The sequence below is a fragment of the Candidatus Methylacidiphilum fumarolicum genome (assembly GCF_949774925.1).
Classification (GTDB): Bacteria; Verrucomicrobiota; Verrucomicrobiia; order Methylacidiphilales; family Methylacidiphilaceae; genus Methylacidiphilum; species Methylacidiphilum fumarolicum.
On record NZ_OX458932.1, the window covers coordinates 522560 to 539832 of the forward strand.

Below are 17273 nucleotides of genomic sequence, written 5' to 3' on the forward strand. Positions count from 1 at the left end.
TCCACTTGAATTTTCTTTTTGTTGCATGTTATTGATTTGTAAATTGAGAAATTTTCAATCCGCTAATGCGGTAAAACTTGATCAGGGGGATATCGAGAAAAGACCTCAGAAAGTCAGCAAAGAAAAAATGAACATCTTTTCTCATTGGAAACAAAAACTCTTTTCATTGGTTCTTGCGGTTGCTATATGGATTATTTTAAAAGAATCGATAGAACCAGGCTCCTTAGATCAACTTTTAACTACTCTTAAGTTTTTAAAGTAAAACGACTCTCATGCATTCGTCCGTGGATTCTCTTTTTGGAACCGATGGTATACGTGGAAAAGCAAATCTTTATCCCATGACTCCACAGATTGCTTTGGCAGCAGGGGTTGCTGCCGCCAAAGTCCTGACTAATCATTGTCAATCGAAAAACAGGCATAGGATTGTTGTTGGCAGGGATACCCGCCTTTCTAGTAGGATGCTCGAATATGCTTTTATTTCTGGAGTAGTATCTCAAGGTGTGGATGTGTATGAACTAGGTGTACTGCCTTCTCCAGCTCTAGGTAGTTTTACAAAAGTTTATGAGGCAATTGGTGGGGTCATGGTTAGTGCCTCTCACAATCCCTTTTATGATAACGGACTTAAATTTTTTAGCTTTGATGGAAGCAAACTTGACAGTGAGCTCGAAAAAGAGATCGAAAAAGAAATAAAGCAGTTTGATTGGCTAGGGACAGAGGGACCAACAGGATCTCAATTGGGAAATATCCTTTTGTTAGAGGATACAACGAGGGAATATCAAAACCTTCTGAAGAGCTTTTTCCCTTCAGAGATGAGTTTAAAAGGGATGAGGATTGCTATTGATACGGCCAATGGGGCCTCCTTTGAGGCAGGTCCCTCTTTATTGGAATCTTTTGGGGCTTCTGTCTTTCCTTTCGGCAAAGAGCCTAATGGGATTAATATAAATTTTAACTGTGGGAGTATGAATCCTCAGAACATTCAACAGGCTGTTCTGATGACCGGTGCTGATTTAGGAATAGCTCTTGATGGGGATGGGGATCGGTTAGTCCTTTGTGATGAAAAGGGCCAGCTATGTGATGGGGATGACATTTTGGCCATTCTGGCTTTGGATTTTCTAAAGAAAAAGGCCTTATCGAAAAACACCGTAGTAGCGACGGTGATGAGTAATTTAGGTCTGGATGAAACCTTGCATGAAGAAGGAATCCGGGTAATACGGACGGCCGTCGGTGATCGAAATGTAGCTGAAGTGCTAAAAAAAGAAGGACTTTCTCTTGGAGGGGAACAATCGGGTCATATCATTCCTTTTGCTTATTCGAAAACAGCTGATGGACTGCTTACAGCCTTAATCATCCTCGAAATAATGTCTTCGACAGGCAACAGTCTTGGCAGTTTGAAAAAGAAGCTAAAACGTTATCCGCAAAGATTATGGAATCTTGAGGTTAGCCAGAAAAAACCTCTTGATGAAATTCCTGGACTGAAAAAACTTATGGATGAGGCTCAGGCTACCTTCAATGGCAAAGGGCGGATTCTTCTTAGGTATTCTGGAACGGAGCCGAAAATTAGACTTTTGGTTGAAGCCAAAGATGAAGATCAGGTGAACAAAGTCGGGCAAAAACTTTTGACTTTCCTTCGAGAATCACTTAGTTGATACTATCTAGGAAATTTCAGAAGTGATATTCCAATTTTTGTTCTTGTAGATAATGGAATGGACTCTAAAAACTATGTTTTTTTTCCGGTGTAAGCCTACAATAGGCAGGAGGTTCCTCCTATTTTTTTTCTTATTTTCTATTAGCTTTTCTTCTCTGCCCTTGTGGGCAAAGCCTAATCCGGAAAAGCCTATACCTCCTCTGGAATTCATTCAAGGTCGATTTTGGAGAAATTTCAGACTTAAAGACTATATTTTGAAAGGTTCGATACAAGCCGCCAAGGATACCTATCCAATTACCCTCATTCTCCACGACCGTTCCATGGAGTATCGTTTTAAAGGCTTGCCTTTAATGATTTATGTGGAGATAAATCCTGAGGCTAGTTTTGTAGCTTATAGAAACCACTCTAATGAGCCATGGCAGCCTATTACTGGTATGAACCGAACCAAACACATACTGAATACAGACATAAGCTACGAAGATCTGTGTTTGGATTTTATTCGATGGGAAAAGATAAAGCAGCTTGGTACAGATTCGATAAAGACTCTCAGTTGTTGGGCTTTTGATGCTTATCCAGGAAACACTCCTTCAGCCTATTCCAAAGTAAGATACTGGATTGCCGAAGAGTATTATGCTTTGATACGGGCGGAAGCTTTTAACAGTGCTAATCAACTCGTCAAAAGATTAGATATCAACAGCGTACAACGCATTGGAGATGCCTACGTAATTAAAGAAATGCAAATTGCCACGATCCCTCCTGGAAAAACTCTTTCCTCTTCAAAAACTTATATCCAAATCGAAGAGGGCAAGCCGGTCTCACCTAAAGACACGGAAAATCTTGATTCTGATAACTACGAAAAATATTCCCAAGCAGGGGTGGCTACGGAGATGGAATCACTCGAAAAAAAGTAGCCAAAGGCTCTCTTTTTAACCTGTTGGAACCTGAAGGATTTAATCCTAAAAGAACACTTCTAAAAATTGTCTGGGTCTCAAGGACGAATGGCTTGCGTATTTTTTAAATCTTCCGGTAGCTTTTCTTGAGGAAAGGTATCAATACGCAGTTTAAGTAATGCATAATAAGGAACCCCAAAATCAATACTTTCAGTGCTGCGATCCACCAAGGAGCTTACGGCGCACACCACCCCTTGCTGTTCCCTAACAAGACTAAGGATGTCTTTGACAGTGCCACCCGTGGTTATCACATCTTCCACAACCACCACCCGTTCCAATGGTTTGAGTTTGAACCTACGTAAAGTCATTCCATTACTGGATTTCTCAGCGTAAATATGTCTGATCCCTAGCTCTTTGGCAATTTCATGGCCAATCAGGATGCCTCCTATGGCAGCTGAAACAATGGTTTGTGGACGGAAGGCTTGTATCCGTTTTGCAAGACAGGATGCATATCTTGCACACAAAGAAGGATTTTGAAGCAGTAAAGCGCATTGAAGAAAATGTCTAGAGTGCAGGCCACTTCTAAGTAAAAAATGTCCTTCAAGCAAAGCCCCACTTTTGATGAGATCTTCTAAAAGATCCTGAGCTAGTGGATCGGTAGTGTCGATGTCAATCATGATAAAAAACTTATTAATTTAGAATAATTAAGTCACACAAAATGTAAGCTAGCTTAGATCTTTTTTTGAAAATCTTCTTCTCTCCTAAGGCTGACTTTTTTTATAAATAGGTATCGCGAACCTCTATTCGCCAGAGAGGCTTGGCGCGCTGATTGGTCGAAGCGTCAATAGGCAGTAACGAAAGGCGGAGGGAAGGGGGGCACTCACCAAACAGACTCGGGCAAACTGGTGGCCGAACGGCTGGAGGATGGAAAGCAGTGGACTAATCTACTGGAGAAAGAATTTTTCAGCTCTGTTGGAACTGGTGGAACGGGCCGATGTCTCCGGTGGTCATGGTGTCTCACAAGGACTGGCAGGTCTGGTTCAGTTTTGTATGGTCCCTAGGAGTTTTGCTCCTCTCTTAGAACAAACTCCCTGTCATGAACGGGCGAATCCCTTTGGCTGGAGGAGGGGATGCCCCACGGAATTTCTTTCAATCAATCCCTGCTTTCCCAAGCCCTCTTTATGGTTTGCGCCAATACAAAAGGAAAGACGAAATAGGGAAAGCTGGTGTAGCCAAATAAGACGATGCGCCGAACGATCCCGAGCGGCGAGCCTGCCGCTCAACCGGAAGAAACGCCAGATGCTAGTAGATCTTTGCCTACGCTATGCCGCTGAGAAGGAGCGGTATTTTGTCTATTTTTTTTGACCTGGACCGTTTTGCGGAAAGTCTCTTGCGAACGCAAAGAGCGCGATCGGATCCTATCGTCTGGATACAAATGCCCAAGCGGGTTACAGGCAAGAACGTGTGGAAGTTAGCCCTCAAGGATGCCTATGAGACAATCGTAAAATGGTTATTAACTTTGGCGGTAAGAATCAGGATAAAAATCTATAAGAGGAAAAAATGGACGGAAGAGAAAAAGCGATTGGCTTTCTTTGTAATAAGCTCCTGCACAGCGGCCTGCTTCAAGAGCGAATCGAATTGCTGGCGCCTGCGGGAGGTGCCTCTCGAGAGAAAGTCAACCTGGCCTATAGCTCTCTGGCTTTGTCTGCGTTGTAGGTAGGTACATCCGAAGCATTGCACTGGGGACAAGTTTGTGTGCCGGCATGATGGGTAGGCGAGCTATGCGGATAGGGTTAGTGTATACAACCTCAAAAAAAGATCGGAGATCTGGAGATTTCGCTGTGAATGCCGCAGAACCGGCTGGATACGATTCTTCCTGTGAGGTTTACCTGTAATAGCGGACTACCGCCCGATTGGAATCCCGATGAAAGGGACTGTTCTGGTGCGGATTACGCCAGGCACAGGAAGCATATCGGTTGTAATGGACATGACGATATGCAGGGTATAGCCCACTCCCCTGGAGAACGCAACGGTCTTGGCGATCCTGGAGCATCCCGGCACAAAACCAAGACAAAAAGAACGAACTTGGAGCAGGCGAAAGCAAGTCCTGAGTAGGTTTTTAGCAAAAGATCAATCGATAAGATAACTGCTATGGTTATGCGCCTCTGAGGGAGGTTCAACGGAGAGGGGAGAAGTTGTCTCTTTAAAAGCGGATAGAAAAAAGGCAGCCTGTTTGTGTCGAGGCAAAAGGAAAATCAAAAAAGCTTCCTTCCAAATACCATCTACAAAGTAAGGGTCTTTGAGAAATTTCCCATCCTTGCCTAATTCTGCAAGAAGCCAAACATAGCTTTGACCTGATTCAACAAAACCTCCAGTTTGGACAACAGCTAGAGAGATTTTCTCATGGCCATCTTGCTCCACTTGGCACACAAGATTTCCCCCGTCGTGTAATTGACAACGTAGATCCCAATACAGTTTATCATCCTGGCTCCAGTTAGTGCCTTTTTCTTGAATGAAAAGACAGAGGGCCTTGCAAAATTCAAGCCATTTTTCTTCTCCCCAGCTTTGAGGAAAAAGTATATTTTTTGCCCTATGAATGCGCATGGACCAATCTTGGGAAATCCGTCGCAGTTCAGTGAACAGACTCATTGCTATGGAGCGGGGATTTAGTTTTTTTAGGGTAATTCTTGTTTTGTTTCTGTGTTTCTTCAAGCAGAGAAACTCTTTTTAAAAGAGCTTCTTCTCTAATGATCCGATTCTGTTTTTCTTGTTTTAAGTCGGAAGCTATTTGTTGAAGACTTTGTGACTGGTTGGTGAGCTTTGATTCTAGGGTTTCTATCTGATCCTTTGTTTTAGAAAGTTCTTTTTCGGTATCGGTAAGATAGGAATGAATCTGATTAAGACTCGTTTCAAGTTCCTCAATATCCTTTTCTTGCTTGCTTACTTGACTGGCCATTCGTTCTATTCGGTTGTTTACTTTCCTATCCACATCCGTAATCAAGCTATCCTGAGCGTGTATTTTTTTGAAAATGACCATGCCTCCATAGACGGCAAGAATAATGACGATGGAAAAGAAGAAAATAAAACCTACAAGGAAAACAGTAAGGATATTTTGTATAGATCTTTGTTCCTTGCTTTGTTTTTCGATTGTCTTTTTTAAGTGATTTACTGGGGAAGAGGACACAGGATTATTCATAGGCGTCTTATGTTTGGGATAAGAAGAATTAGTTGTGTTTTGTCTCTCCTCATTATTCTCAGATGAAGAGGAAGCAGGGGGTATGAAAAGGGGAGCTTCTTTTTGTTTTGACGGATTTTCCTCGATTCCATTGGAATCTGAAAGTCGTTGTTCGGTTTTCTTTTCTGTTTCTATATTTGAGGTTTGGGACGCTTGGCTTTCTAATGGTGACGCTGGTTCCTTCAGGTTTTCGAGCTTGCTTTCCAAGAAGTTAAGATCTGTAAGCGGAGAAGTACTTTCCAAAAGGAATGATTGGGACTGATCCTTTTGTTTCGCTCTTTTAGAAACTTGTTTTTTGGATCTAGCTCTTTTCCGAGAAAGATTTGGTTTTTCTTCAGGCTCAGCCATAGAAAGATGATTTTTTTAAAGCAAGGGAGATCTTCCCCATCCTTTATGCCTTTTTATACGATCGGGATATTTTTTGAAATAAAAATCGGAGGAAAGTTTTTCCTTCCTCTATTCCCATGCCCACAGTTGAGAAGAAGTAGATGAGGATGGCAAATCCAATGGATAGAAGGGTTGAAATTAAAAGAGAAAGAAAGGACTGCCCTAGCTTATGTTGCAGCTGAAGGGCTATAAAAAGGGCAGAGCCACCACAACATAGGGCGCAAAGACCAATCTTAAATACAAAAAATAACCAGTTTTTGAAGCGGCCAAATTCTATATATTTTCCAATTAAATAGAAGAGCTGTAGAAAATTAAGTAGGCTGACTAGTGATGTTGTTAGGGCTAGACCCACATGTCCAAAAGAAAAAAGCTTTACAAGGATAAAGTTTGATACCAGGTTGATGCCAATGCCGATGAGTGTCACGCGAAGAGGGATCTGGGGTTTGTTCAAAGCAGAAAAACATGGGTTGATTACCTTGATCCCAGCATAACCAGTAAGGCCTAGGGCATAAGCCTTTAAGGCATAAGCTGTCTGAATCGTGTCAGAGTGAAGGAATCGGCCATGTTGATAGATGAGAGCAATGATTTGATCAGAAAGAAAAATAAGTCCCATGGCCGCAGGGAGAGTTAAAAAAAAAGCAAGCCTTAGGGAAGATTCAAGAGTTTGTCCAAAAGCTTTCCGATCGTTACGAGCATCCTGCCTGGAGACAGAAGGAAGGGTGACCGTAGCTATGGCGACTCCAAAAATGCCAATAGGCAGTTGCATCAATCTAAAGGCGCAGTTAAGCCAGGATCTAGCCCCATTAATTTCAGAGGCGAACATACCATTGATCAGGACGTTAACCTGAATTGCTGCTCCTGCAATCATTGTAGGCCACAGGAGATTCCAGATTTCCAAAAGTTTTGGGTCCCTTGCGTTGAGTTCCCAAGAATACTGGAACCCTATTTTGGGAAAAGCAAAAAACTGAATACAAAGCTGTACAAGACCTCCCATGAGCACCCCTAAGGATATGCCATACAAGGAGGGAGGCCCAAAATGGGGATGAAAGGGATCTTTTTGAGGATCAAATAGGAAGGCGAAAAGGACACCAAAGAAGATAGACGTCAGGTTAAAGGCACTTGAAGCTGAAGCCGGCAGACCGAAGATATGATAAGCATTGAGAAGCCCCATCACAAGGGCTGCAAGGGATACAAAAAGAATAAAAGGAAACATGATTCGAGTAAGTTGCACGGTGAGTTCGAATTTGCCGGGGATCTTGTGAAAACCGAAGTTGGTGATTTCTACAAGTATAGGAGCCAGCAGAATGCCTAGAAAGCTGAGGAAAAGAAGAAAAATAAAGAAAAGGCTAAAAAGTCTATTAGCCAACATAAATGCTCTTTTATTGCCTTCGAGTTCTACGGTTTTAGAAAATACAGTTGTAAAAGCTGTGGATAAGGCGCCCTCGGCAAAGAGGTCTCGTAAAAGATTGGGAATCTGAAAAGCTGCCAAAAAGGCATCCAAAAGGGTGCCTGCACCAAAAAGAGAAGCGAAAATGAGTTCTCTGGCAAGTCCCAGAAGCCTTGAAATAGCCACCGCGACACTGACCAGTCCAAAGGCTTTGCTTGACCTCTTCGGTTCTGTTACTGGTTGGACATCCATGCGATTATTCAGAAGTATAAGACTTTCTTTGATTAGACAAAAGCTGATCGCAGGCTTCAAAAACTTTTCTAGGCTCAACGGCCTGCATGCACTTAAAGTCTATTGGACATTTTCTAAGAAAACAGGGGCTACAATCGACTTTTTCGTAGATGATACGACAATGCCCGCCAATGGGTGCAGTTTTTTGTGGATCGGTCGAGCCAAATATGGCGACGGTGGGGGTTTGAAGGAGGGAGCCTACATGCATGGCGCCACTATCATTGCACAGTAACAGATGAGAGCTAAAAATTTTCTCAAAAAATACTGCTAGGGTTGTTTTTCCTGAAAGATTTTCGGCTTCTGGGAGCTCTTTTTTAAGTTGTTCGCAAGGAAGCCTGTCCTTTTCTCCCCCAAGAATTTGAATATGACAGCCGTACTTTTCCTTGAGCTTGCGGCATACCCAAGCAAAATGCGAAGGAAACCATCTTTTTGCTGGGCCATACTCAGCTCCAGGACAGACACTGACGATAAGGGGACTGGAAGTTTTGCGCCAGTGGTTGGGTAACTGGAGAGGGGGCAAGGAGAGGTCGGCTTTTGCCCCTAAGGCTTGAGAAAAAAACAGATAGGTTTTTGCCTGGTGCCAAGGCTCTTTGCTTTTTGGAATAACGATCCTTTTATCTAAAAAAATAGACTGGTCGGTTCTTCCGTACCCTACAACCGATGGGATTCCAGCTAGCTTGCATTCTAGGGCCGTTCTGAAGGAACGCGTAAAAAGCACAGCCATCTGGATATCTTTCTTTTTTCTCAACTTTCTTACGTTTTCAAAAATATTTTTAGAATTGGTCATTTCCAAGATCTCATCGACGAAAGGACAAAGTGTCCACAAGAAGGAAAGCTTCTGAGGAGTTGCAATAAGTAAGGAAGCGGATCCAACGAGTTCTTTGAAGCTCTTGATTGCCGGCAAGCTCATCACGGCATCTCCAAGCCAGTTTGGAGAACGAATTAACAGAGAACCGTCCAAGGTATTAATATCCTTGAGAAGTTTTTTCACATCTTCCAGCAAGAGAAGGGCTGCTGAGTTGAAAATTTTCGGCAAGCTGCTTTTTAGAATAAGATATTCGAAATTTGCGTCCAGGGGAAATGAAATCGAATAGGGTCGATTGAAAAGCTTCCTTGCCATTAAGCATTTCAATTTCTACTCTTAGAAAAAAGAAAGGAAGGAGAAAGGGACGGCAGGTGGGAATCCGAACGGCATCTTTTTCTGTTGTGATAACTGCTTTGGCATTACGCGCTTTACTCCTTTCCATAAAACGGATAATTTCTTGTTCCGTAAACCAATGATGGTCTGCAAAGTACTTTGAATAAACGATTTCAGCTCCTAATTTTTTAAGTCCTTTTTCAAAACTTTCAGGCTGCGCTATCCCTGAAATGGCAGAGACTTTTAAGCCTTTGAGGAACTCAAGCGGCTCTTTTTTTCGGGTTATAATCTGGAAAAGATACTTGGGTTTATGGACGCATTCAATGATGGGCGCATGTCCATTGAATTTTCGGACTTCAGTTTTGAGCGAAGAAAGGTCCGAACCGTCACATTTGGTAATGAAAATAAGATCAGCTCTTTTCAAGTGATCTTTTGGTTCTCTCAGCATGCCTCTGGGCAGAAGATGCCGATTCCCAAAAGGGGCTTCTCTATCGATTAAAACGATATCGAGCCTTTCCTTCAAGGGGAGATATTGGAACCCGTCATCCAGAATAAGGATATCCACCTGCATATTTCTGATGGCCCATAAGCCGCTTTTTACACGATTTTTCCCTGTAATCACAGCAACCCCTTTTAGGTTTTTAGCTAGCATATAAGGCTCATCCCCTGAATGCTTAGGATCGAGATAAATTTTTTGTCCATCTGAAACTATTCTTGGAATAAACTCTTTATCTTTTTTGAATGCTGAAATGATCCTTTGCCATAACGGCGGAGGAATGCTTTTGTAGCCTCTGCTTAAGATGGCAACTTTTCTCCCAGCTGAGGCTAGATCCTTCGCCAGTTTTTCGACGACAGGGGTTTTCCCCGTACCTCCCACTGTCAGATTCCCCACGCTGATTACCAGACAGCCCAATTCGTGGGATTGAAAAAGTCTTTTCTTATAGAGCCAAACTCGAAGCCTAACAATAGGATTGTAAAGCCAGGATAGAAAAGACAGAAACCACCGAAAAATGGTGGCCCTTTTCCCATAACGGCGTTCCAGGATGACGTCAACTGCAAATTGTTCTAAATTATCCAACCAACGTGCCATAAGAAAAGACCTTTAGCCCCTTGAGATTCCATCCATTAGAACGAGCGATGAAAAAGAATGCAAGCCGTTTCTTTTCAAGAAATGCTTTGTTTAGGTATCTTGTTTGGCATCAACCAGTTGGTTATTCTATCTCTATGGACATAATATCCATCCTAAAGAAACGGCACTGGTTGAGATAAGTCTCAGGAGGATAGAGGAGAGATGATTGCCGCTGGTATTCAGGAGTCATTGTATAAGTATCCGGTGAAACAGCCCCCAGCCAATTGGTAGAAACAATGGCTGCTTGCTCTTGGGGAGAGCACAAAAAAAGAAGGCTTTCTTTGATCCTATCCATGTTGGCTGCACTACGCGGAATCGCCCAGTGAAAAATAGTGATCCATGAATATTCCTTGGGCAGGTAGACGGTCCATTTTTTTTCTTTTTCATTCGTTTTAAGGAGCTCTGAGATAGTGTCGATACGAATATGCAGGGGCGGGGTTGGATTATTTTGAGCCACCAGCTTCTGACCAAGATTGGAAGTTTTCCCTAAGGATGTTTTGTCAATGGATTGGATAATTAGCCCTTTTAGAAAGCTATCTTGAGGATAATCTATTGTATAGAGAGGATTGTGTAATTCTGACCAATGAGTTGGATACACTTTAGAGCCAGTTGCTTTTGGGAAGCCTATACCAAGAAGGGTCCATCCGTAGGGCCAGCAATAATGATTTGACTGGTCGTAATAATGGTATAGAAACTTGTGATCGACTCGAGGCAAAAGCTTTTGATCGATTGGTAAAGGGGCTAGTAGATTTTGTTTTTGGAGGGTATAGACCAAGCGGTCAGGGATTGCCACAAGATCAAATTTTTCTTTTTGGATTTCTTCAAAAGCACTTGTCTCATCCGTATAAAAACTTGGAGACAATTGATTTCCAAAGGCTTTTTGATAATCCAAAAGGGAGGACTCAAGAAGATGCCCTTCTGGAACAAGAAGTTGTAAGTTCATCGGTTTAAAAGACTGAAAAATATTACATGCTGGGATTTATAGGATAATTACAAACAACTTATTATTTTGTTTTGTTGGAATTGAAGGATAGAAGAATAAAAAAAAGAGAACCTATTTAAAATCTTTTTTTCTCTGTTATTTTAAAAGATAGAAGCAATGTTTTTTTTCTATTTTTAATAAAATTATTTTTTTAAAAAAAATATCCGTTATAAAATACGGTTTAATACACTTTATAAATTGAACTGGTTTAATTCATGGCTTACCAGAAAAGAACAAGCGTTGGTTCTCTGTGTAATGATCCTTATAATCCTATCGGACATTGGAAGGAGACTGTACCGTTTTTATGTTGTGGCTTATTCAGTACGTGCAATTGATTTAACCAGTAACCATAAGAGGTGAAGTCTATGCGCAAACGTGATTTTACATCCATAGTTGAGGAAATTGTTGAAAAAGACTCCAGGTACTTAAAAGAAAGCTATTATTTTGTCCGAGAAGGGCTGGAGCATACATTGAAGACAATTGGAAAGCAGAAACACCAAAAGATTGAGCAGCTAAGTGGTAAGCAGATCCTTGAGGGCTTGAAAGATTATGCTTTAAAGGAATTTGGTCCAATGAGCAAATTGGTTCTCAATGAGTGGGGAGTGAAAAGTTGCAAGGATTTTGGGCAGATGATCAAAAACATGGATCTGTATGGATTGTTGGGGAAAACGGAAATGGCAGACATGAAAGATTTTCAAAAGGGCTACAGCTTTACTACCGCTTTTGTAAAACCGTTTCTCCCGAGCAGATCGACTGTAGCCAAAAAAGGAAAAGGAAGAAAGGATAGCCAGTCTTCTTCTAAACGTAAAAAGAAAGTAGACGACTCTGGTAAAACTCATAATCATTCGAAAGAATAGGAAGATTTATCTTTCTCTTTTTAGCGTTAGCCTAACTTATGCATTCTAAAGGATTGCTAGCTTCTTTTTCTCTTTTCCCAAAGATTTTCAAAGAAACTCTGCCCAATGGGCTAACAGTCCTTGTAGATTCAAATTATCAAGCGGAGGTTGTTTCCTTACAGTTTTGGTGTGCTACAGGCAGTATTCATGAAGGAAAGTATATTGGTTCAGGGATATCTCATTTCCTGGAGCACCTGCTTTTCAAAGGAACCGCTCAAAGGGATGGGAAAAGAATTGTTTGGGATATGCAGGCGCTAGGTGGGCATCTTAACGCCTATACCTCCTACGACAGAACGGTTTATCATGTGGATCTCCCATCTTCTTGCTGGAAAGAGGCTTTGGATATCCTTTCCGATCTCGTTTTTCATGCAGCCATTCCTCCGGATAGTTTTGAGGAAGAAAAAGAGGTGATACGCCGTGAGATAGCTATGGTTGAAGATGACCCTGACAGCTGTCTTTTCCAACTGGCTTTTGAAACAGCTTTTAGTTACCATCCTCTGAAGTATCCGATCATCGGTTTGCCGGGATTATTTGATCTGATCGATAGGCAAGCTGTGCTGGATTACTATCAGAGTAGGTATGTTCCGCAGAATGTGTTCCTAGTGGTTTCTGGGGCGGTGAATCCAGAAGAGGTTTATGCTAAAGCAACAGAAATTCTTTCGAAAGAACCGATGAAGTTTTGCCCACTCATCGATATAGCCGATGAACCACCTCAGCTTTCTAAAAGGTTTGCTTCCAAAGAGATCGCAACGGAAATTGGTAGAATCTGTATGCTGTTTCATGTTCCTGGATTGCATCATGAGGATGCCCCGGCCCTACAGCTCTTTTCAACCTTCCTAGCGCAAACCCGCAGTTCGCTTTTACATCAAAAACTGGTAGAAAAGGAAGGAATTGCCCAAGAAATTGATGCCTTTTTTCTTACAGGCTCTACTATGGGAGTCTTTGGGATTGAGGCAAAATGCATCCCTGAAAATGTTGAAAAACTCAGTGAAAGGATCTTAGAAGAACTTCGTTCTTTTCCTAAAAGGGGCATTTCAGAAGAGGAATTTACCTTATCTTTAAGCCAGCAATTTTCTCATTCGATTCGGGAGCTGCGTTCTGCAAATGCCAGAGCTGAAACCGTAGGAAGCGGATGGTTACTGTTCAGAGATCCTTTCTTTAAAGAGAATTTTTTACGTAGGCTTCAAGCCCTTGAAAAAGAGAAAATTCTAGAGTTAATTCCTCGCTATTTTCGTGAGGAAAACCTGAGCCAGGTCCAGCTCATCCCTAAAGAGCAAAAACCGAATGTTTTTTCCTCTACTTCCAAGGAACCAACTGTAAACCATTTTGAGCTCTCCAATGGCATCCAGCTTATTTATCGTTCCAATGAACTGCCCCTTCAGTATTTTCGCGCCACTTTTGATGGAGGCCCCTTGTGGGAACCTCAGGAAAAATCAGGCATCTCAAAGCTTGCGGCAGCTATCCTTCTTAAAGGAACACGCAAAAGATCAGCGGAAGAACTAGCCAAAGGCATCGAGCTTCTTGGAGGAACGTATGGAGCCGATTCGGGGAACAACACTGCTGGGGTTTATCTCGAAAGCATGAGTGAGGCATGGGAAAGTTCTTTCGAGCTTTTTTCTGAAATAATCCATGAGCCGGCATGTCTGGAAAGAGAATTAGAAATTGAAAAGAGAAAACAGATTCATCATATTCGGCTTCAGATGGATGATCCTGTTCATATTCTTCAATCTCTTCTCCGAAAGACACTTTGGCAAGGTCATCCTTATGAACGTGACCCGTTAGGAACGGAAGCTTCGATTAGGGAGATAACCGTAGAAGACATCCGAAATTTTATTCTGTCTGTTTTTCAAACAGGTAGAATGGTTTTGGGTATTGGAGGGCCTGTTGCCCCAGAAAAATGGCTAAAACGAATCGAATCTTCCTTTGTTTCTTTCCCTGCTAGAAGCATTCCGTCGAGCTTTGAATTTCCTGTCTTTCCATTGGAAAAGCCCCTAAAGGTGGAACAAAAAATCCCTGGAAAAGAACAGGCGGTTGTGGGGATTTCTTTTAGAACCAAGCCTATTGCGGATCCTGATCAAATTCCTCTAGAGGTTATATCGGAAATCCTTTCAGATTTGGGATCAAGGCTCTTTATAAAGATAAGGGAAGAAAAAGGACTTGCTTATTTTGTATTCCCAACGCGTTTTATTGGATGGAAAGGAGGGGCCTTTTCTATCATCGCCGGCACCGATCCTAAGTTTAAGGAGGAAGTTGAAAAACTTATTTTTAATGTGCTTGAAGACATTTGTCAGCATGGGTTTTTAGAGGAAGAACTTCAGAGAGCCAAGGCGAAACTTTTAAGTGAAGAAAAAATCGCTTCTCAATATCCTTCCTCTTCTATTGCCCGTGCTACGATTGATGCTCTCCTTGGGCTTGGTTGGGACTACGAAGAGAAGAAGATAAAAAAAATTGAGCAAATCTCTCTAGAAGAGATTAATGAGACGGCTCGGAGGATATTTTCTCTAACCGGTTATGTAATCGGTATTGTGTATCCTTAATTTTTGCTTATTTGTTAGCTGAAAATGGAGGATGACAATGGCTAATAGCGGATATTCTGGATATACGCCTGAAGAAATAACGCGGCATTTTTTAGCTCTTGTGATGATGAAATACCATGAAGCTCTTTTTTTGCTTGGGCTTATAAAAGCCCCTGGCCATGAGCTCCAATCACCAAAATTAGAAGAAGCGGCCGAAGTGATCGATCAACTCGAAGCCTTAAAAATAAAGACCCAAGGCAACCTCTCTTTAGAAGAGAGCCGGACGTTAGATGGACTACTGACTGAGCTTAGGCTCTCTTATCTAAAAACAGCGAAAGATTGGGAAAAGAAAAAAGAAGAGCCTGAAACTGAAAAGAAAATAGAAAAACCACTTGAAACGGATCCCGAAAAGAGGAGGTTTTTTAAAAGCTACGGATAAGGAAATTTCTTAATTATGCTTAGGGAAAATGTGGAATCAAATTTTTTTCAAGGTCTTCAGGGATCAGCAAAAGTTCATTACTTGCGAATTTCTGTCACGGATCGATGTAATGAGCGGTGTGTTTACTGTTTTCCACAAGATCTAGGGTTTCTATCCAAAAAAGAGAATCTTCTTTCCTTTGAGGAAATTTATTGGACGATTTTTCATGGTGCGTTAAGGCATGGGTTTAAGGATTTCAGGATTACTGGGGGAGAGCCACTAGTTAGAAAAGGAACGGTGTCTTTTATTGAGCAATTGACAAAAATCTCTGGAGTCCGTTCTGTTCGGCTTTCTACGAATGGAACTTTGCTTGGACTCTATGCCCGAAAGCTAAAAGAAGCAAATATAGCTGGAGTGAACGTTAGCCTGGACTGTCTTAATCCTGCTCTTTACAAAAAGATCACTGGGGGAGACATTGCGCCTGTATTGGAAGGCATAGATGAATGCCAAAAAGTGGGTATTGAATCAGTCAAGATCAATACGGTCCTACTTCGAGGGATCAACGAAGAAGAGTTTTTGCCTTTAATCGAATGGGCTTCGGAAAAAAAACTGGTTATTCGGTTTATTGAATTAATGCCTATAAGTTATACGGGTAAGATTTCTAAAGAAAATTTTCTCTCCGTTGCGGAATTAAAAAAACGGTTAGAGAAACAGGACGACTTAGAGCCATTAGATTATAAACTAGGACAAGGGCCGGCTAAATACTTCCGGATGAAAAAACGTAACGCCATTGTGGGTTTTATTGGTGCGATCTCTGATTTCCATTTTTGTGATAACTGTAATAAGATGCGTCTGACGAGCGATGGCTTTATAAGGCCTTGTTTGGGAAATCATCTTGAGATAGACATAAAGCCTTTTTTAAGACCCTCAGTTGATCCTTTCAAAGTATATCAAGCTTTTGAATTGGCTTTGCAGAGGAAGCCTCCCGAACATTCTTTTAGAGAAAACTATAATCCTGGAAGAGTGATGACTTCTATTGGAGGTTGAAAGTTTGGTGTATGGAAAAAGAAACTAGAGTAGCAAAAGAACATATTGGAACAGAAGCCATAAGAATATTGGCTTTTGCTCAGGCAAAAGAGCTACTTGGATTTGCAGAAAAAATGCTTCTTGTGGATAGGTCGAAAACCCCCAGGGAAATTGTTTTAGAGATCGAACCGTCTTTTTTTGAAAAAATCCATGGGGCTCGTGTAGCCATTGATCAACGTTATGCTTCATGGGATCAGCCGATAGAAGAGGCAGAGGAAATGGCTATTATTCCTCCTGTAAGCGGTGGGTAATCTTATGAAAATTGAGATTGAAATGACCGATGAACCACTAAAGATAGCTCCTCTGCGTTTGCCTTTGAGTGGAGAAAGTGGGGCTGTCGTAGAGTTTTGGGGATTGGTCAGAAGTATGGAAGGAGGCCAAAAGATAGCCGCTCTTCATTATGAAGCTTACATAGCAATGGCTAAACGGCTTCTTTATGAAATTGCTCAAGAACTTTTGAAAAAATACCCATGCCAACGACTGGAAGTTTGTCATAGGATTGGACCTGTTGCTGTTGGAGAGCCATCAGTTTTTTTAAGGATCTATAGCACGCATCGCTCAGAGGCGTTTCAATTAGCTCAAGAATTCATCAACAGATTAAAATCGGATGTACCCATTTGGAAATCTCCTCTGTTAGCTGAAAAAGAAGAGTAAAGAATACTTATTGCTATTGCGATGCCAATCTAATTGTAAATAGGCCTGGCCAACCTATATTCGGTGAAGATGTTTGGCGCGCTGATCACTCGGAGTATCAACAGTCAGTAGCGAAAGGTGAAGGGGAAGGGAGGCGCCCGTCAAACGAGTACCGACAAATTGGTGATACAACACCCACGAGGACTCTCTGCGTAGTATCGGATAAAAGACAACGAGAGCGCAGCACAAGCACCTACACGAAAGTCTCTAGCGCTGGGTAAAAGGGGGATCTCAAGGCTCAGCGGAAAGCATTGGCAAAGTTTTATCTGGTCCAAGGCAAAACGGAGGTCGAACGGCTTGGGGTACGGGACAAGATCTCCGATGGTCATGGTCGCCCACAAGGACCGGCTGGTCCAGTTCGGCTTCGAATGGATCGAAAAGTTTTGCTAGTCTTATGGGACCAAAATCTTCGTCATGAAGGGCGAGTCCCTCTCTTGAGCAGGAAGAGATGTCCAAAGAGCTCGTTTGGGGCATTCCCTGCTTTCCCACGCTTTCTTTTCGGTTTGTGCTAAAATAAAAAAAGACTAGAGGCTATGGAGAAAGCTGGTGAATCCGGATAAGACAAGGCGACAAACGATCC

19 protein-coding genes are annotated in these 17273 nt (G+C 42.0%); 11 read left to right on the top strand and 8 right to left on the bottom strand.

The genetic code is table 11. From position 1 onward, the window contains the following. Positions 1-25 precede the first annotated feature (25 nt). The 3 genes from QOL44_RS02230 (at position 26) to QOL44_RS02240 (ending at position 2556) form a co-directional block, all read left to right on the top strand. The gene (locus QOL44_RS02230) at positions 26-262 is read left to right on the top strand and encodes a hypothetical protein (protein WP_009060185.1); all 237 of its coding nucleotides are present in this window, start codon (positions 26-28) and stop codon (positions 260-262) included. A gap of 10 nt (positions 263-272) precedes the next feature. Beyond that, positions 273-1646 carry a phosphoglucosamine mutase gene (glmM, locus tag QOL44_RS02235; RefSeq protein WP_009060183.1) on the top strand — a complete coding sequence of 458 codons (1374 nt, stop codon included), beginning with the start codon at positions 273-275 and terminating at the stop codon, positions 1644-1646. 253 nt (positions 1647-1899) lie between these two features. Beyond that, on the top strand, positions 1900-2556 hold the full coding sequence (locus QOL44_RS02240; RefSeq protein ID WP_228343241.1) for an outer membrane lipoprotein-sorting protein: 657 nt from the start codon (positions 1900-1902) through the stop codon (positions 2554-2556). Between the two features lie 77 nt (positions 2557-2633). Here QOL44_RS02240 and pyrE read toward each other — a convergent pair whose 3' ends face one another. Next, on the bottom strand, positions 2634-3212 hold the full coding sequence (gene pyrE / locus QOL44_RS02245) for an orotate phosphoribosyltransferase (RefSeq protein WP_009060178.1): 579 nt from the start codon (positions 3210-3212) through the stop codon (positions 2634-2636). A gap of 419 nt (positions 3213-3631) precedes the next feature. On the opposite strand from pyrE, the gene QOL44_RS02250 reads away from it, so the two are divergent. After that, positions 3632-3775, top strand: coding sequence for a hypothetical protein (locus tag QOL44_RS02250; RefSeq protein WP_153300111.1), 144 nt, complete (start codon positions 3632-3634; stop codon positions 3773-3775). 320 nt (positions 3776-4095) lie between these two features. Further along, a complete protein-coding gene (locus tag QOL44_RS02255) occupies positions 4096-4251 on the top strand; it encodes a hypothetical protein (protein ID WP_153300110.1) in 156 nt (51 codons plus the stop codon). 414 nt (positions 4252-4665) lie between these two features. Here the strand turns inward: QOL44_RS02255 and QOL44_RS02260 are convergent, their stop codons facing one another. From QOL44_RS02260 to QOL44_RS02285, 6 genes are all read right to left on the bottom strand, one after another. Further along, positions 4666-5184, bottom strand: coding sequence for a hypothetical protein (locus tag QOL44_RS02260; RefSeq protein WP_134372439.1), 519 nt, complete (start codon positions 5182-5184; stop codon positions 4666-4668). Beyond that, entirely contained in the window at positions 5168-6118 is a 951-nt protein-coding gene (locus QOL44_RS02265; RefSeq protein WP_009060173.1) for a hypothetical protein, read from the bottom strand. Before QOL44_RS02265 ends, QOL44_RS02260 begins: the two co-directional genes overlap by 17 nt. Positions 6119-6161: 43 nt before the next feature. Further along, on the bottom strand, positions 6162-7796 hold the full coding sequence (gene murJ / locus QOL44_RS02270) for a murein biosynthesis integral membrane protein MurJ (protein WP_009060171.1): 1635 nt from the start codon (positions 7794-7796) through the stop codon (positions 6162-6164). Between the two features lie 4 nt (positions 7797-7800). Next, positions 7801-8826, bottom strand: a complete 1026-nt coding sequence (gene waaF / locus QOL44_RS02275) for a lipopolysaccharide heptosyltransferase II (RefSeq protein WP_009060169.1) — start codon at positions 8824-8826, stop codon at positions 7801-7803. Continuing rightward, positions 8801-10063: a tetraacyldisaccharide 4'-kinase gene (gene lpxK / locus QOL44_RS02280; protein WP_009060167.1), complete on the bottom strand. Its 1263-nt coding sequence runs from the start codon at positions 10061-10063 to the stop codon at positions 8801-8803. The genes waaF and lpxK overlap by 26 nt, the downstream gene beginning before the upstream one ends. A 121-nt stretch (positions 10064-10184) precedes the next feature. Next, the gene (locus tag QOL44_RS02285) at positions 10185-11045 is read right to left on the bottom strand and encodes a type 2 periplasmic-binding domain-containing protein (protein ID WP_009060165.1); all 861 of its coding nucleotides are present in this window, start codon (positions 11043-11045) and stop codon (positions 10185-10187) included. Between the two features lie 404 nt (positions 11046-11449). On the opposite strand from QOL44_RS02285, the gene QOL44_RS02290 reads away from it, so the two are divergent. Genes QOL44_RS02290 through QOL44_RS02315 form a run of 6 tightly spaced genes read left to right on the top strand, consistent with a single transcriptional unit; the run spans position 11450 to position 16654 of the window. Further along, entirely contained in the window at positions 11450-11941 is a 492-nt protein-coding gene (locus tag QOL44_RS02290; protein ID WP_009060163.1) for a Minf_1886 family protein, read from the top strand. Positions 11942-11979: 38 nt separating this feature from the next. After that, positions 11980-14517, top strand: coding sequence for a M16 family metallopeptidase (locus QOL44_RS02295; protein ID WP_009060161.1), 2538 nt, complete (start codon positions 11980-11982; stop codon positions 14515-14517). 37 nt (positions 14518-14554) lie between these two features. Beyond that, positions 14555-14935, top strand: a complete 381-nt coding sequence (locus QOL44_RS02300; protein ID WP_009060160.1) for a DUF1844 domain-containing protein — start codon at positions 14555-14557, stop codon at positions 14933-14935. A 15-nt stretch (positions 14936-14950) separates the two neighbouring features. After that, positions 14951-15961, top strand: coding sequence for a GTP 3',8-cyclase MoaA (gene moaA, locus QOL44_RS02305; protein WP_009060158.1), 1011 nt, complete (start codon positions 14951-14953; stop codon positions 15959-15961). Between the two features lie 11 nt (positions 15962-15972). After that, a complete protein-coding gene (locus tag QOL44_RS02310; RefSeq protein WP_009060156.1) occupies positions 15973-16251 on the top strand; it encodes a MoaD/ThiS family protein in 279 nt (92 codons plus the stop codon). Between the two features lie 4 nt (positions 16252-16255). Then, entirely contained in the window at positions 16256-16654 is a 399-nt protein-coding gene (locus QOL44_RS02315) for a molybdenum cofactor biosynthesis protein MoaE (RefSeq protein WP_009060154.1), read from the top strand. 270 nt (positions 16655-16924) lie between these two features. On the opposite strand, the gene QOL44_RS02320 is transcribed toward QOL44_RS02315, so the two are convergent. Beyond that, positions 16925-17167: a hypothetical protein gene (locus tag QOL44_RS02320; RefSeq protein ID WP_134372445.1), complete on the bottom strand. Its 243-nt coding sequence runs from the start codon at positions 17165-17167 to the stop codon at positions 16925-16927. Between the last annotated feature and the right edge of the window lie 106 nt (positions 17168-17273).

Excerpts from the sequence above, each read along its gene's own strand:
- QOL44_RS02260 (WP_134372439.1), bottom strand. The coding sequence starts at position 5,184 with ATGAGTCTGTTCACTGAACTGCGACGGATTTCCCAAGATTGGTCCATG.
- QOL44_RS02320 (WP_134372445.1), bottom strand. The coding sequence starts at position 17,167 with ATGCCCCAAACGAGCTCTTTGGACATCTCTTCCTGCTCAAGAGAGGGA.
- pyrE (WP_009060178.1), bottom strand. The coding sequence starts at position 3,212 with ATGATTGACATCGACACTACCGATCCACTAGCTCAGGATCTTTTAGAA.
- glmM (WP_009060183.1), top strand. The coding sequence starts at position 273 with ATGCATTCGTCCGTGGATTCTCTTTTTGGAACCGATGGTATACGTGGA.
- QOL44_RS02300 (WP_009060160.1), top strand. The coding sequence starts at position 14,555 with ATGGCTAATAGCGGATATTCTGGATATACGCCTGAAGAAATAACGCGG.
- QOL44_RS02285 (WP_009060165.1), bottom strand. The coding sequence starts at position 11,045 with ATGAACTTACAACTTCTTGTTCCAGAAGGGCATCTTCTTGAGTCCTCC.
- moaA (WP_009060158.1), top strand. The coding sequence starts at position 14,951 with ATGCTTAGGGAAAATGTGGAATCAAATTTTTTTCAAGGTCTTCAGGGA.
- QOL44_RS02250 (WP_153300111.1), top strand. The coding sequence starts at position 3,632 with ATGAACGGGCGAATCCCTTTGGCTGGAGGAGGGGATGCCCCACGGAAT.
- murJ (WP_009060171.1), bottom strand. The coding sequence starts at position 7,796 with ATGGATGTCCAACCAGTAACAGAACCGAAGAGGTCAAGCAAAGCCTTT.
- QOL44_RS02230 (WP_009060185.1), top strand. The coding sequence starts at position 26 with ATGTTATTGATTTGTAAATTGAGAAATTTTCAATCCGCTAATGCGGTA.
- QOL44_RS02315 (WP_009060154.1), top strand. The coding sequence starts at position 16,256 with ATGAAAATTGAGATTGAAATGACCGATGAACCACTAAAGATAGCTCCT.
- lpxK (WP_009060167.1), bottom strand. The coding sequence starts at position 10,063 with ATGGCACGTTGGTTGGATAATTTAGAACAATTTGCAGTTGACGTCATC.
- QOL44_RS02310 (WP_009060156.1), top strand. The coding sequence starts at position 15,973 with ATGGAAAAAGAAACTAGAGTAGCAAAAGAACATATTGGAACAGAAGCC.
- QOL44_RS02290 (WP_009060163.1), top strand. The coding sequence starts at position 11,450 with ATGCGCAAACGTGATTTTACATCCATAGTTGAGGAAATTGTTGAAAAA.
- QOL44_RS02265 (WP_009060173.1), bottom strand. The coding sequence starts at position 6,118 with ATGGCTGAGCCTGAAGAAAAACCAAATCTTTCTCGGAAAAGAGCTAGA.
- QOL44_RS02295 (WP_009060161.1), top strand. The coding sequence starts at position 11,980 with ATGCATTCTAAAGGATTGCTAGCTTCTTTTTCTCTTTTCCCAAAGATT.
- QOL44_RS02255 (WP_153300110.1), top strand. The coding sequence starts at position 4,096 with ATGGACGGAAGAGAAAAAGCGATTGGCTTTCTTTGTAATAAGCTCCTG.